This window comes from Paenibacillus xylanexedens, assembly GCF_017874615.1.
Lineage (GTDB): Bacteria > Bacillota > Bacilli > Paenibacillales > Paenibacillaceae > Paenibacillus > Paenibacillus xylanexedens.
Genome location: NZ_JAGIKV010000017.1, coordinates 18,754 through 33,800, shown reverse-complemented (window position 1 = coordinate 33,800; position 15,047 = coordinate 18,754). Strand labels below are relative to the sequence as shown.

15 protein-coding genes are annotated in these 15,047 nt (G+C 46.5%); 12 read left to right on the top strand and 3 right to left on the bottom strand.

Annotation, left to right across the window (positions count from 1 at the left end; translation table 11 throughout):
• Nucleotides 1-255 precede the first annotated feature (255 nt).
• Nucleotides 256-2,001 carry a sensor histidine kinase gene (locus J2Z28_RS20555; protein WP_211084092.1) on the bottom strand — a complete coding sequence of 582 codons (1,746 nt, stop codon included), beginning with the start codon at nt 1,999-2,001 and terminating at the stop codon, nt 256-258.
• Entirely contained in the window at nt 1,998-2,759 is a 762-nt protein-coding gene (locus tag J2Z28_RS20550) for a response regulator transcription factor (protein WP_091015214.1), read from the bottom strand. The genes J2Z28_RS20555 and J2Z28_RS20550 overlap by 4 nt, the downstream gene beginning before the upstream one ends.
• A 220-nt stretch (nt 2,760-2,979) precedes the next feature.
• Here J2Z28_RS20550 and J2Z28_RS20545 point away from each other — a divergent pair, with 220 nt between their 5' ends.
• Nucleotides 2,980-4,080 (top strand): peptidoglycan DD-metalloendopeptidase family protein, encoded by a 1,101-nt coding sequence (locus tag J2Z28_RS20545; RefSeq protein ID WP_211084091.1) that lies wholly within the window; start codon nt 2,980-2,982, stop codon nt 4,078-4,080.
• Nucleotides 4,081-4,176: 96 nt separating this feature from the next.
• Nucleotides 4,177-4,680 (top strand): GNAT family N-acetyltransferase, encoded by a 504-nt coding sequence (locus J2Z28_RS20540; protein ID WP_211084090.1) that lies wholly within the window; start codon nt 4,177-4,179, stop codon nt 4,678-4,680.
• A 115-nt stretch (nt 4,681-4,795) separates the two neighbouring features.
• Here J2Z28_RS20540 and J2Z28_RS20535 read toward each other — a convergent pair whose 3' ends face one another.
• A complete protein-coding gene (locus J2Z28_RS20535; protein WP_211084089.1) occupies nt 4,796-5,287 on the bottom strand; it encodes a DinB family protein in 492 nt (163 codons plus the stop codon).
• 287 nt (nt 5,288-5,574) lie between these two features.
• Here J2Z28_RS20535 and J2Z28_RS20530 point away from each other — a divergent pair, with 287 nt between their 5' ends.
• The 10 genes from J2Z28_RS20530 (at nt 5,575) to J2Z28_RS20490 (ending at nt 14,937) form a co-directional block, all read left to right on the top strand.
• Nucleotides 5,575-5,994: a hypothetical protein gene (locus J2Z28_RS20530; RefSeq protein WP_047842065.1), complete on the top strand. Its 420-nt coding sequence runs from the start codon at nt 5,575-5,577 to the stop codon at nt 5,992-5,994.
• Nucleotides 5,991-7,280, top strand: a complete 1,290-nt coding sequence (locus J2Z28_RS20525) for an ammonium transporter (RefSeq protein WP_211084088.1) — start codon at nt 5,991-5,993, stop codon at nt 7,278-7,280. Before J2Z28_RS20530 ends, J2Z28_RS20525 begins: the two co-directional genes overlap by 4 nt.
• Nucleotides 7,281-7,660: 380 nt before the next feature.
• Nucleotides 7,661-8,602 carry a DUF1963 domain-containing protein gene (locus tag J2Z28_RS20520; RefSeq protein WP_211084087.1) on the top strand — a complete coding sequence of 314 codons (942 nt, stop codon included), beginning with the start codon at nt 7,661-7,663 and terminating at the stop codon, nt 8,600-8,602.
• 363 nt (nt 8,603-8,965) lie between these two features.
• Nucleotides 8,966-9,424 (top strand): DinB family protein, encoded by a 459-nt coding sequence (locus J2Z28_RS20515; protein ID WP_051449640.1) that lies wholly within the window; start codon nt 8,966-8,968, stop codon nt 9,422-9,424.
• 106 nt (nt 9,425-9,530) lie between these two features.
• On the top strand, nt 9,531-9,656 hold the full coding sequence (locus J2Z28_RS31540) for a hypothetical protein (protein WP_280530844.1): 126 nt from the start codon (nt 9,531-9,533) through the stop codon (nt 9,654-9,656).
• 29 nt (nt 9,657-9,685) lie between these two features.
• Nucleotides 9,686-10,390 (top strand): response regulator transcription factor, encoded by a 705-nt coding sequence (locus tag J2Z28_RS20510; protein ID WP_026081203.1) that lies wholly within the window; start codon nt 9,686-9,688, stop codon nt 10,388-10,390.
• 55 nt (nt 10,391-10,445) lie between these two features.
• The gene (locus tag J2Z28_RS20505) at nt 10,446-11,579 is read left to right on the top strand and encodes a sensor histidine kinase (protein WP_211084086.1); all 1,134 of its coding nucleotides are present in this window, start codon (nt 10,446-10,448) and stop codon (nt 11,577-11,579) included.
• 99 nt (nt 11,580-11,678) lie between these two features.
• On the top strand, nt 11,679-12,419 hold the full coding sequence (locus J2Z28_RS20500; RefSeq protein WP_211084085.1) for a HAMP domain-containing protein: 741 nt from the start codon (nt 11,679-11,681) through the stop codon (nt 12,417-12,419).
• A 20-nt stretch (nt 12,420-12,439) separates the two neighbouring features.
• Entirely contained in the window at nt 12,440-14,281 is a 1,842-nt protein-coding gene (locus J2Z28_RS20495) for a transglycosylase domain-containing protein (protein ID WP_244988437.1), read from the top strand.
• Nucleotides 14,282-14,391: 110 nt separating this feature from the next.
• Nucleotides 14,392-14,937, top strand: coding sequence for a DUF2569 domain-containing protein (locus J2Z28_RS20490; protein WP_211084083.1), 546 nt, complete (start codon nt 14,392-14,394; stop codon nt 14,935-14,937).
• Nucleotides 14,938-15,047: the final 110 nt, after the last annotated feature.

The following is a 15,047-nucleotide window of genomic DNA, read 5'->3' as shown; positions in this document are numbered from 1 at the left end:
GGTCCAAAATGCTGAGGTTCGAGGTCACGGCTGCAGAGGGGTAATTCCGGTCCGTTCGCTGAAGAAGGTTTCACCAATCCCCTCTCTCTCTGGGCAGCACGCAAACGAAATCTTGTCTCTGGTCATCGCCAAATATGTTAGATCAACTCATTCAAATTATTCTGAAATGTGTTGCATTTAATATTAATATATTGGAACAGGTGTTATTGAGTGTCGATTATATAGACTGAAAATGGAAAGGTCAAGCGGAACATTTTAATTGGTTTCGGACGGCCCATCCCATATTAAGCGAATGATCGTTCCTTCACCAGGGGTGGACTGTACCTCAATACGACCATTCATGGCTTCGATCAAACCTTTGGTTACCGCCATGCCCAGCCCTGATCCAACGTCCGATGTACCTGTATCTGTACCGCGATAGTATCGTTCAAATAACTTCCATACCGTCTCGGAGTCCATGCCGCGTCCATTATCGGCAAACTGAATGCTGAATGCATCTGCGTGTTCACCAGAATGCACACTGACAACCAGGATGGACTCGGGCGGATTATGAAGAAGGGCATTGGCAGTCAGATTATCCACAATTCGTTCAAACGACGGAATATGGACAAGTCCATACACTGGTACTTCGGAAGGTTGGAATAGGATGCGTCCTTCCCCATATGCCGGGTTCCGTTCAGCGCGCTGGATCAGATCACGAAGTAACGTATTTACGTCAGTCTCTTCCGCCACAGGTTGATATCCTCCACTGCGTAATCGATAGGTCATGGCAAGGTCGTTGACAAGCCTGTCCATATACATGGACTTATCGAGCATTATGCCTGCGAATTCCCTGACTTCCTCCGTGGTCCAGCTATATTTATCTGCCTCAAGCATATGCGCATAACCCTGAATGGAGGAGAGGGGCGTCTTCAGGTCATGTGTTATGCCAGCGATCCATTCCTCCCGTAGAGACTCGGTCTGTTTCCGAAGTTCTTCATCTTGCTTCAATGTGTGAGACAGGGCCTGCATGGAGTGAAGCACTTCAGCATATACCTTGTATTTTCGCTTCCACTTTCCGTTACGACGCTGACTGCGAGGGATTCCGAAGGCTCCAGTAGGTTCCTCGTAGTGCCCCCTCTCCAGACGCTGTAACCATTGGAGCATATGCAGCATGGGTGAGCCAAATCGGTTGGCATACCAGAAGGCAAGCAAAATGAGCAGCATGATGATAGACACGATCAATATAACCAATGCCGGTTCCAGAATAAAACTGTAGGGGTTTTGAGTTCCCGTTGCCAATGGATCACCAGGTATACTAATCAGCCAGGTGGTTTCATTCTGTTCGTCGTACCACGTTGCAACAGACATACCTGATCGACTCGGATAGCGAATTTGCATGGTGTATTCGCTTGGTACGCCTATGGCTGGTTTGTTATAGGAGGAGAGTTCGCTTCCTGATGCGTCCAATACTTGAAGATAAGCATTGGCGGCACGGAGGGCCTCCTGTTGGTCGGGCTGAAGATCAAGCTTCCCGTTGGTGAAAGCAAGGTCTGAACGAATGTTATTCATTAAGGACTTGGCCGGGTTACTCTCGCCATATAACAAGGTGAAGTTCTTCCCGTTTTTCTCCCGGATCAGCATGACGATCTGATAAGGAAAAGGCTTCTGGCCTTCCCAGTATGCAATCAATTCCCCCGGTTTATAGTGAGTAGGAACATCGGCGGGTGTGTGGTATTCATCAATGGCGTAACCTTGTTCATCCAAAACTTGGAGCCAGCCTTGATATTTATCCACTTGCTTTAGCAATTCGGGGTCATATCGGATCGTATCATTCGGCATGATCTCTGCTGTATTAATTAATTGGTCCAGACCGTTGGCAGCAAAATCATCTACCAGATTCACTTCATTCACCTTTTGCACGACCCAGTAGGTGGCTACAGACCCAAGCAGGATGATAAGAACGACTGCACCGGCAAGCATCCCGATAAACCGGGTCATTAACCTGCGACGAATACTCATGGGCGTGACACATGTTCCGGCTGAATCAGTTTGTAACCCAGACCCCGGACGTTGACGAGAAACACCGGATTGGAAGGATCGGCTTCAATGCGCTCCCGAATGCGATGAATATGAACCATCACGGTATTGTCATCACTAATGGCTTCAGAGCCCCAGACTCGCTCATATAGATCTGATTTGGTGAAGATTCGATTGGGATGTTTGCAGAAAAAGAGTAACAGTTGAAACACAAGTGCCGGACAGGATACGGATTCTCCTTCAACCCGAAGCTCACCAGCCCACTCCAGCACTTGAAACCTTCCAAAGTCGTACACGCCTTCCGATGTGCTGGGAGATGACGTATTTACGTTAGATGGGACGTGATCCGAGATCGCTGCGGTTTTAGAAGGTAAATAACGCTTGAGTAATGATTTAATTCGAGCAACGACTTCCAGCGGATTAAAGGGTTTGGCGACATAATCGTCGCCACCGACGGCGAATCCGGTTAATTTGTCGTAATCGGTTGTTTTGGCCGTCAGAAACAGGATGGGCGCATCGGTGACCTGCCGTAGAAAAGGACAGATTTCCAGTCCGCTTTTGCCAGGAAGCATGATGTCGAGCACGATGCAATGATACGTCTTGTTGTTGCATGCCTCAATGGCAGCTTCGCCTGTTGTAACGGTATCAATATCGAGAAACTGCTCTTTGAGCAGAACGGTTTTGAGCATATGCAGAATAGCCTGTTCATCATCCACAAGCAGTAATGAGACGTTATCCATAGTTTAAAAATGACCTCCTGATCCTTCCGTTGTGTGTATTGCTAATCATACCATCCAAGAGGGCTGTATAGCTTACAAGCTATCTTAACGGAATCTTAATTATGCAGCGTTAGAGGGCGTTGCAAGTTTAACTACATGTAAGATGGGGTTAGACGAAGGGTAAGACTCATTCTGTACACTTAACTGGAAAGTATAACGATTAACTGAAGGGATGTTGAGAATGAACAGAGAAGGTCATCTGAAATCAGAACAAAATACACATTCGAAATCACAGAATAGAAAAGGCTGGAAGGTGCTTGCGATTACCCTTGGAGCTTGCGTGATATTGTCTGCTTGCGGCAACAGTAACTCCATTACTTCCGACCAGGCGGAGCAGCAGTCAGCCGAACAGGCGTCCAATAATGAAGCGAACGAGAACTCCAATGAGGAGCAAAACTCAAGTTCAGGGGTGAGCGCGGTGGTTACACCGGACAATTTCATAGATACGCTGATGAACGGTTCAAAGGATGCAATCTATAATCAATTCTCTCCCGAATTGAAGGGGACGTTAACGCTTGAACAGTTCAAAACGACGGCCGATCCTTTTTTGGAGGGTGTTGAATCATGGGAGCAAGTGGTAGACGCCAAAATGAATCAAATATCTGAGGTGGCCTGGAAGGATCAGACTGGGACGAAAGGAATTCGAGCCTATTTTTCCGAAGAAAATCAAATTGAAGGTCTCTCGATCCAACCGCTGCAAGCTCATGAGGACACGGATGCCAAATTCACCAAAACGGAGTTTCAATTGCCGATGAAGGGGGAATGGTACGTATTCTGGGGAGGCAATGATGCCTTGTCAAACTATCATTATGAGCACGAAACGCAGCGTTATGCACTGGATATCGTTCGGACCAAAGAACAATCCAGTTATCAAGGTGATGCAACGGCAAACGAAAACTACTATGCTTTTGGTGAACCACTTTATGCAGCTGCGGATGGAACCGTTGTCGAGATCAAAAATGATATTCCGGACAATGTACCGGGTGTCATGAATCCGGAAGAACCAGCCGGTAACTATGTGGTGATCGACCATGGCAACAGTGAATACAGCATCACAGGACACATCAAGGAAGGCAGTGTTTCGGTCAAAAAAGGAGATAAGCTCAAGCAGGGAGACCCTATCGGTGAGCTTGGTAATTCGGGGAACTCCAGTGAAGCTCATCTGCATTTCCAGGTATCGGACGGCCAGGATCTGTTCACATCTCGCTCAATTAACATTCGTTGGGCAGACCAGAGTCAGCAGTTAACTCGTGGTAACACAATTCAGGGACTTCCAGAGTAACTCTCTGTCACAATGTTAGGGATGACGAAGGCTTCTATTTTCCATTATAATATCCTCTATGATAAGAGAACGATCTGAAATGATGGAGGAATAGGGATGAAACTGGAAGATGTGCAGATTGAATATGCGCGCCTGGAGGACTTGCCGAGGATTGTGGAAATTTATAATTCTACCATTGAGGGCCGTATGGCAACAGCGGATTTGGAGCCAGTGACGGTGGAGCAACGTGTTCCGTGGTTCGAGGAACATTCACCGGATCATCGTCCTCTTTGGGTGATGAAGCAGGCAGGACAGGTGGTAGCTTGGGCGAGTCTCAGCTCGTTCTATGGACGCCCTGCGTATAATGGAACGGTGGAAGTCAGTGTATACGTGGATCAGCAATGTCGCGGAATTGGGGCTGGTGGACGTTTGCTCGAAACGGTATTTGCGGCATGTCCTGCACTTGGAATTAAGACCATTCTTGGATTTGTCTTTGGGCATAACGAACCGAGTCTGGGGTTATTACGCAAGCATGGTTTTGAACAGTGGGGATATTATCCTGAAGTGGCCGTGTTGGATGGTGTGAATAGAGATCTGGCGATTTTGGGCAAAAAAATATAAGTGTCGTTCTTGTTCGTAACATAAGAACACTGAAAACCTCCAACCTAAATTAATAGGATTGGAGGTTTTTTGTCGTACATGTATATTCTTTGCTATGTGAAAGTGGGAGTTGTGCTTATACGCCAAGCTGATGTTTAATATCTTGAATCTGTCCCAGATGACGTTCCTCATGATAACTTGCAAAGTCAATCCATTGGGTAAGATCCATCTCTCCGAATACGGGATGAGGAAAGGACTTGCTGCGCAGCAGGTCAGGATCATGATCCAATGCAAAGTTGTTTAACGCTTGGTGAGATTCGTCCAGATCACTGCGTACGTCTGCGAGTGCTTCAGGCGCTGCTGGAGGCTGAAGATGGGGTGGTGCCTCGACGGAGCGGCTGCGGTCCAACGATAATTCATATGGTTTTTTGTCCACAGACACGGTCTGTTCCTTCTCGAGGGCCAGGCTGGCTTGTTTTCCAATTACATTTTCCATCAGATTCAGATGACGTAGTACTTGCATAATACTCCATTGCTCGGGTGAAGGTTTTCGGTTCAATTGTTCTTCTTCGAGTCCCGAGACGGTTTCCCAGATTTGGTTGCGTATATCGTCATTACGAGTAAACATCGTGTAATCCTCTCCTTATATACGGGTTCTGTGATGCGGGTAGCCTGTGTATGTTCATTACCCCAAATGTGGATGCTTATTCTATAAGCATAAAGAATGGAAAGATTGAATGCGAATCCTAGGCAAGATTAGCCTTGTTAGATGTAATCTGTGCCAAATAAAAAAAGCCGTTCTCTGTGAACGGGTTCATTTCCATCCATACCAAGTCCAAAAAAAGATTGACGGGCAGACCCCAGCAAACTATAATCGGTACAAGTAACTTGATATGTAAGGAGTCCTGACATGATATGTTAGTAATCGACGAGGTGTATCACCATACAGCATTGCAAATATCATCGTCCGATTTATTGTACCTTATCGAACGGCTGAAGGTCAAAAAAGAAAACGAGATCGAAACGCTCAAGAAGAAGATTGAACAGTTCGAACAGAAGCGTCGAGCGGAAGAGGTTGCTTATCAATCGTTGTCGCCCGTACGCAAGTGGTTTGCGGGACGCCCCGCATCCCATCATCAGGCGGTGGAATATATGGTTCAGGTAAAGGAACGTTTTCGCAAGATGGAACAGATTCGCAGGCGCATACGTGAATTGGATCAGATCGCAGAACGAATTAAGCATCCGGACAGCATTGAGCGGGACGAGATTGAGCTTGCGCCCGATACAATCCGTGAGCTCAGACAGCTTAGTGAAACGGAGGATGTACAAGCATGACTTTGGAGACGTTAAGCACCGGGATTGATACGGTCTGGGTCGTACTGAGTGCAGCGATGATTTTATTGATGGAGGGTGGATTCGCCCTGCTCGAGGCTGGCTTTGTGCGTTATAAAAATAGTGTAAACATTATTATGAAGGTTTTTGCTGACATTACGATTGGGACGTTGCTGTTCTATGCCATCGGTTTTGGACTGATGTATGGTTCGGACGTTGGCGGTTTTGTGGGAGTAACGGGATTTTTCCTGAATGGGGATTTGTCTCACCTGGACGTACCGGTATCCCTGGAGACATTCTGGTTGTTCCAGGCTGCCTTTACCATTGCCGTTATTTCCATCGTTTCAGGAGCGGTAGCCGAGAGGATCAACTTCCGTGCTTATCTTCTGTATATCATATTGATGACGGCGATCATCTATCCAATTGGTGGACACTGGGCATGGGGCGGCGGCTGGCTTAGTCAGCTGGGGATGCAGGACTTTGCCGGTTCGGCTGTCATCCATGCACTCGGCGGATTCTCGGCACTGGCGGCTGCGATTATCATTGGCCCGCGTAAAGGCAAATACACGCCACTTGGCGTAAGTGCCATTGCACTCCCGAGCAATCTGCCACTGGCATCTGTAGGTGCATTTCTGTTATGGTTCGGCTGGTTTGGCTTCAATGCTGGGAGTACACTCAGCGCGACGGATGTAAGAATTGGTCACATTGCGATTGTCACGATGTTATCTGCGGCTTCGGGTGGTGCGGTTACGTTGCTGTATACGTTATTCCGCTTCAATCGTTCAGATGCACCATCGGTCATTAACGGTTCGCTTGCTGGACTGGTCGGTATTACGGCAGGCTGTGCTTTTGTTGGCGATGTAGCAGCAATATTCATTGGGGCAGTATCCGGCTTGTTGATGATGGCTGCCACCAACTGGCTGGACCGTCGGCAGATTGATGATCCAGTTGGTGCTTTCCCGGTGCATGCCGCATCAGGGATGTGGGGCACGATTGCTGTAGGTCTGTTTGCCACGGATGGTGGACTATTCATGGGCGGCGGCTGGAGGTTGCTGGGTGTTCAGGCACTTGGCCTTACAGCGCTGGTCATCTGGGGATTCGCCATGACCTGGATCGGGTTAAAGTTGATTGGCAAAATAGTGCCTGTACGTTCGACAGAAGAAGAGGAAGATCTGGGTCTGGATATCAGCTATCATGGTGTGATGGCAGCCCATCAGGCCCATGAATTCCTGGACGGTGAGGAGCATATGCGTGCTTACCAGGAAAAGTCTTCTGATCCAAATCGTTAAATGGAATATAGGATAAAGAAGTAGACTGACAGTGGAGTGTCAGTCTCTTTTTTCTATATAAATTGAACTACATATTTACACGAGAACGTAGAGGACAGAAAGAACCTGAAGAAGCGAAGCTAAAGCTTTCTGCAAGAAAGCTACTTCGGAAGCATACACTTCGCCTTTATCCCCGGATTTTTACCTTTGCAAAGGTGAATCTAAAAAATTCTGGGGATAACAGCGATCGGAAGGTTGTTCTGTCATCGGAGTGGTAAGTGTAAAATATTCTTAAGTTCAATTTATATAGAAGCAGGGAAAGACGTCCGGGCGGAAGAATATACAGGTGTGAACCTGAATATGTCTCAGCATAGGTGTATTGTCAAAAGGGGAGGATCTATATGATTAAGCCAGAACAATGTGAACGTCTGACCAGAAAAGCCCGCAAAACACTTGAGGAATATGGTTTGGGAGTTGCTGCAGATCTGTTGTTATCTTCAAGCCGTTGGGGAATTCGCCTCGATGTATCCACACTGGACGAATATCGCAGAACAGGAAACTCACGTGTGGGTGGACATCCGGATTTGCCAAGTCGCATGGAATGGCCCGTAACACAAGAAGGGGTTCCGATGACTTTCCTGGCCCAGTTGAACCTGGTGGATTTGTCGCCGTATACGCCGAATGATGGGCGCGGAACTTTGCCTGAACGTGGAATGTTATACTTTTTCGTTGGCACGGATGAATCTGCTTGTCCCATTGAACATCGTGTGATCTTTGAGCCGAGTTCTCATAACCTGATAAGGCGAGAGCCTGAAGGTGATACCGCACTGGATGGAGCCCCGTTTGTTGCACATTCGGTGACCGTGCTGCCTAATCTTGAGTTTCCTACATATGCATATATTGACGCCAACGCGCTGAATGAGCTCTCGCCGCCGAGGCTTGAGAACGATGAGGCCGAAGCGGACGTGAGTCTGTATGACCGTTACCTTGAATTCGAGTCGAGTTGGAATCATCCAAGTACGCTGAATTGGGGTGGTATGTTTGGATATCCTGACGGGCAGCATCCGGATGCCGAGCATCGTGCCTTGTTACAGATCGCACTGGGAGAAGGGTACGATTATAATGAGCAGGAGTGTGAGAAGAAACTGACCCAATATTACGGCGGTGATGAGGATCGGACATGGCAGGAACTATCCGATACGCTGCTGCTGTTGAAGATAGATACGCATGATGCTATTGGTTTCCAATGGTGGGATTGCGGGGAACTGCAATTTTTCATTCGCAAGTCTGACTTGGAGGCTGGACGATTCGAGCAAACGTATTGTTCGTTATACTCAAGTTGAGCAAAGATTTGAACTCATATAGGCAACAAAATGTCCTGAATCCCGTCTATAAGAAGGAGGAAGGACTTTTTTTGTTCGTAGATTGTTATATAAATTGAACTAAAGAATATTTACACTGCACACTCCGATGACAGAACAACCTTCCGATCGCTGTTATCCCCAGATTTTTTTGATTCCTTTTATAAAGGGGAAATCCGGGGATAAAGGCGAACGCTCCGCTTCTTCAGGTCCTTTCTGTCTTCTCCGTTTTGTGTAAATGTTTTGTTCAATTTATATAGATTTGGGGTATATATTAAGGAGGGATATCTTGGTTGATAACAGATCATATGTTCTGTATAATGGGATAAAAAGGAAGTGTACCTGTTGATTCAATCTGCGTTTAAACATATTGACGTGGCCGTAACATCGTTGATTGATATATGTGATCAGTTGTCGGAAGAAGATTTGGCTTTGACTCCAATTGAAGGTAAACGGCCTGTTGGAGAATTACTAGCCCATCTGTCTGTGATCTGCCGAGCGGATGTTTATATTTCCGAAGGTGCCTCGGAGGAAGAGATGGCTCAATTCTATGCAGAGAATCAGGTGCATTCGCTCGGTGAGATCAAGCAGGCTCTGATTGATAACCAGATGTATCTATACCAACGGTACAGGCAGTTTAACACGGAAGAGTTACTGCATGTGACGGATTCTTACTGGGGTGCTTCCTATAGTCGGCTGGAGTGGTTACTTGAGATTATGGGGCATGTATACCATCACAGAGGACAATTGTATACGATGCTGACCCTGACGGGCAAAGAACCCGAGTCAGTACTTTTTAAATAGAAACGGATAGAATACATATAAGCATGTTATAGGAAACATCATGGGTTAAAGTAGGAATAGACCGACGATACTACACGCTATACGTGAAATAACGGAGGATTCGGGTGTGGTGTGGATCCGGCAGGTGAAGCCGGAAGAGACGCTTGAAATGATGGCCAAGATCGAGCGTGTCCGTGAAGATCACGATGATTTTCGCAGTTTCATCCCTCGGTGGTATACTTTGAACAGGTAAGGAATTATGGAAGGGAAAGGAATAATGCCGTGGCACAGCCAGCAACCATTCTGCTTGTGGATGATGAGCAGGAGATTATTAAACTGATGGAAATCTATTTTGGCAACGAGGGTTATCGGATTCTCACCGCGAATGATGGGCTTGAAGCGCTGGAACAATTGAAAAAAGAGTCGATCGATCTCATTATTCTGGATGTCATGATGCCGAATATGGACGGAATCGAAGCTTGTATGAAAATTCGGGAAGAGCAGAAAATGCCGATTATTATGCTGTCCGCCAAAAGTATGGATATGGATAAAATCACAGGGTTAAGCATCGGTGCCGATGATTATGTGACCAAGCCGTTTAACCCGCTTGAACTTGTCGCACGGGCGAAATCCCAGCTGCGCAGGTATCATACCTTCAATGAAGGTCGGGAGAACAAAGAGCACGAGTGGGTTATTGATGATCTGGTCATTAATACCGATACACATGAAGTTTGGGTGGATGAGCAGCCGGTTCGTCTGACTCCGCGTGAATTTGCTGTTCTTGAATTACTGGCTCGTCACCAAGGTTCAGTACTTAGTATGGAACAGATCTATCGTCAAGTCTGGAAAGAAGAATTCATGGAGTCGAATAATACAGTCATGGTACATATTCGCAAGATTCGTGAGAAGATTGAACTCGACAGCAAACACCCCAAGTTTATTCAGACCGTATGGGGTGTTGGTTATAAGATGATCAAACCGCAATAAACATGTACATTCACAGGATGTCGTGTAACATGAACACATTCAGGGAGTTCCTACTATGAATTCAAAGTTGATTAATACAGTCCGATGGAAATTTATCTATGCATTTCTGCTGAGCGGTATATTAACTGCAGTTATTTTGTACGGGGGTAGTAAGGTGGGGCAGACCATCCTGGAAGCTCAGGCGTATCCGGATTATTCCATTCCAGCCCAAGGGATCAGGTGGTTGGTGAATAATATCGGTTCGGTGCCTTTGATGATTGTGGTAGGCGTGCTTGGTTTTGTGCTGTTTTTTTTCCTGTTCTCACGCAAGGTGATGCGGGTCCTGGATGAAATTACGGCGGGGATTCAGGAGGTTGCCAAAGGAGAGTTATCCCATCGTATCGAAGTGAAAACCTCGGATGAATTCGGAGTGGTTGCTGCAAGCATTAATCAGATGGCTGAACAATTGCAGTTATCGCTTCAGGAAGAGCGTAATGCAGTTGCTGCCAAAAACGATCTGATTACGGGGATATCACATGATCTGAGAACACCACTCACTTCTATTCTGGGATTTCTGGAGTACATCGAGAAGGATCGCTACCAGGATGAGATTGAGATGCGCTATTACGTTAGCATTGCCTATGAGAAATCCTTGACCCTTCGTAAGTTAATCGATGACTTGTTCGAATATACGCGTGTGAGTGGCGGGAGCCTTCCGTTATCTCTGCAAGCGTTGAACCTGAATTCGTTTCTGATGCAGCTGGCTGAAGAGTTTGCTCCCATGCTGGAGGATGCTGGCATGACCTACAAGATCATCGGCGGGCAAGACCCACTATGGATACAGGCTGCTCCGGGGGAGCTTGTAAGAGCATATGAGAATCTGTTCAGCAATGCCATTCGGTATGGTTCGCAAGGTAAACTAATGGAGATTGGGCTGGCCCTTGAAGGTAAAGAGGCTGTAGTCCGCATCAGTAATTATGGTGATCCGATTCCGGCACAAGATCTGCCACATCTATTTGATCGATTCTATCGGGTAGATAAATCCCGTTCCCGCGATACGGGAGGTACCGGTCTCGGCCTGGCGATTGCCAAATCGATGATTGAATTACATCGAGGAAGTATCGTTGCTTACAGTGAAAATGGCAGAACGGATTTTGTTACCCGTTTCCCTGTAACCGCTGCTTCACCAAGTAATTACTCAGAGGAATAAAAATTAAGAATTTGGTAAGAAGTTAGCCACTATCTCATTAAGAAATATTCGGTATTCTACCTCTATTACCATATTATTGTATAGAGGAGGATACCGAATATGAAGTCTCAATTTAGTACAGTAAGACTAAGATACATATACATTGGAGGAGCAAGCGCGTTACTGAGCGCAGCGCTCCTTTTTGTCGTTTATCACGTGCTACGGTTTGCCCACAATCACATCCTTCCAGATGCAGCATGGATAACGCGTATGATGAACTGGGGAATCAACCATATCGGAACAAAGCCGCTCTTTATCTTCATTGGAGGAGCCGTGTTTGCTATCTTTTTCTGGATTCGATCCCAGAAGATTGCGGAAGATCTCAGTCAACTTGCACGCGGAACAGCCGAACTTGCATTGGGCCACAATCCTGGAAGAATTGATGTTCTAAGTGGTGGTGAACTACGACAAATTGCTGCAAATCTGAATAGGATTGCTATTCTCCAGCATGAGGAAGGACTGAGCAGATCAGAACCGAAACATGAGAGCAGAGAGGCAGAGGGAGCGTCTATTCAGCATGAGCAACCCGGCCTTCAGCAACATAATGAAGAAGACAAGGAGAATACTCAAACTATTTCTATACAGGTTGGCCTACCGATAAAACTTACTCTCTACGGTATTCAATCTTCTCTGGATGAGATTATCCAAGGGCGGTGCCAGGACGAGGTGGAAGTTCAGCATTGGGTCAAGTTGGCGTATGAACAGACATTGCTGCTTCATCATGCTCTGGAGATTACACAACGAGATAGACAGGAACACGAAGTTTCAATTGAACGGGTACACAAGGAGCCTGAATGTTGAAACACGGGAGCAAGCGATGGATGTATTACGTTTTTGATGTTGCAGTGGTTGTAGTTTTGATATTGACCCTTTTCTATCTCTATCTAATTACTTATGGCGAAGGAATGCTTCGCAATCGTCCAGAGGCCATGCAGGTGGCCTCTTCAACCATTATTACGAATGCAGAGGGGACCGAAATTTCGAGGTTGCATACGCAGACCAAAGGGTATTCCGAATATGCTGAACTGAACGCTATGCCAGATTTATTAAAGATGGCTTTTTTGGCTACAGAAGATCGACGTTTCTACAACCATGATGGACTGGATTTCATCGGACTTGGCAGAGCCATTATGCAAGACATCTTACATATGAATCTGAGTCAGGGAGGAAGCTCCATTACGCAGCAACTGGCAAGAAATCTGTATTTGAATGGGGATAAAACGTTGAGTCGAAAGATGAATGAGATATCGATTGCGATGGCCCTGGAGAAGAAGTATAGCAAGGATGAAATTCTGGAAATGTATCTGAATCAGATCTACATGGGACGCCAGGAGTATGGTGTAAAAGCTGCAGCCTGGCGGTATTTCGGAATGAAGGATATGCACCAATTGAAACTATGGCAGATTGCTACATTAGCTGGAATGCCCAAAGGTCCATCCATATACAATCCAGTAGATCATCCTGAACTTTCCAAACAAAGACGTGCCGTTATCCTTGGACTAATGCATGAACAGGGACTCATTACACGAAAGCAAATGCTCCAAGCCCGTGGCGTCGATTACACGCCGCCTGAAACCGTATTGAATGCAACAACTACACCGGGCTTGAGCGAGCCCGCATATGTATCTGCCGTGGATGCTGTGATTCAGGAGGCTTCTCGGCTCACAGGTAAAAGTGAAGCAGAGACTCAATCGGCAGGTTGGGTTATTCAAACTGGGCTAGACGAACAGGCACAACTGGCGATGGCAGAAACATTTGCAGACGCTACCCGATTCCCCGATGATCGCCAAGACGAGCAGGTCCAGGCAAGTATGGTTATTATCGACCAGCACAACGGTGAAGTGAAAGCGATGATGGGTGGACGTAATCCTTTAAAAGGGGGCATCAACCGGGCGATTATGGATGCACGGCAGCCAGGCTCTTCTTTTAAACCGATTATTGCATATGGTCCTGCGTTGGAGTCGGGGAAGTTCAAGCCAGAGAGTATACTACCGGATAAACGCATGCAATATGGCAGCTATCAGCCTTCCAATCTCGGTGGGCGTTACAGTGGTTCAATTGCCATGTCCCAAGCCTTGCAAAAGTCTATCAATGCCCCAGCCGTATGGCTGCTTCATGAGACCGGACTGAAGTATGCACATCAATTTGCGGCACGGCTCGGTATTGAACTGGGGAAAGAAGATCTAAACCTCTCAATTGCCTTGGGCGGTGTGCATCAGGGGGTATCGCCAATGAAGATGGCCCAGGCCTACACGGTGTTTGCGAATCATGGCAAATTGAATACAGCCCATCTGATACGCAAGATTACAGATTCCCGTGGACGAACAATATATGCTCATAAGTCGGAAAACAAGCAGGTAATCTCCTCTAGCACGGCGAATGCCATGACCAGAATGCTGCAAAATGTAGTCAGTCAGGGAACAGGAAGCCGTGCACAGTTAGGTCAGCACAAGGTAGCAGGGAAAACGGGAACAACACAGGCTGCAATACCTGGTGTGAGTAGAGAGGCCAATCGGGATCTGTGGTTTGTGGGCTATACGAGTAACTGGACTGCGGCGGTTTGGATGGGATTTGATCATACGGATGCCGAACATTATATGAAGTCGGGAAGTGGTGTTGCAGCGGAGTTGTTTGCAACAGTTATGAGAAGTGCTACCCAATAGAATGCAAGAGAGAGACCATAGTCCAGACGGTTCTTTCCTTCTCTTGGATAACACAGAATATAGCTTCTAATGTATAATATGTGTCTTATCTATCGTAAAAGGAGGATGAAATGAACTATAAATATAGGAACTCGGAACTGGATACAAGCTCGCTGCAGCCTAAAAGTGGTATCAGACCGGAACGGCCTGGCATTTCCGGATTGGGCGGATGGCTTATTTTAATTCAGATTGGCCTATGGGTCTCACTGGTGCTTCTGATCGCGGATATGTCGCAGGTAAATGTCATTATGGATCCGGTAAGATGGGAGGGTGTCCGTGGTGTTGATCCGGAACTTTATACTGAAGGGATACGCCCGCTCCTTTGGTTCGGGGTCATAAGCAGCGTCATTTTACTAACAATTGTTATCGTGAATCTCGTATTCTTGTATAAGAAAAAAAGGCAATTTCCGCGCATGATGATTATTCTTTACATTGCAAATGTATTGATTGGAGTCATGACATGGATCATGATCGCACGAATTGAGATTCCGAGAGAGCAACATGTGCTCGATCCAACATCAGCATTTAACTTAACAATCCGATCGCTTCTGACATGTTGTATCTTTATCCCGTATTTCCTAAGGTCGGTACGTGTGAAAAATACGTTTGTGAAGTAAATAGACTTCTTTGATTGTCTCACTGCACTATAGTGCTCTATAAAAAGCGATACGTAAGGCCCGTTGGCATACAAGATTTTATCCTGTATGCCAACGGGCCTTACGTATGC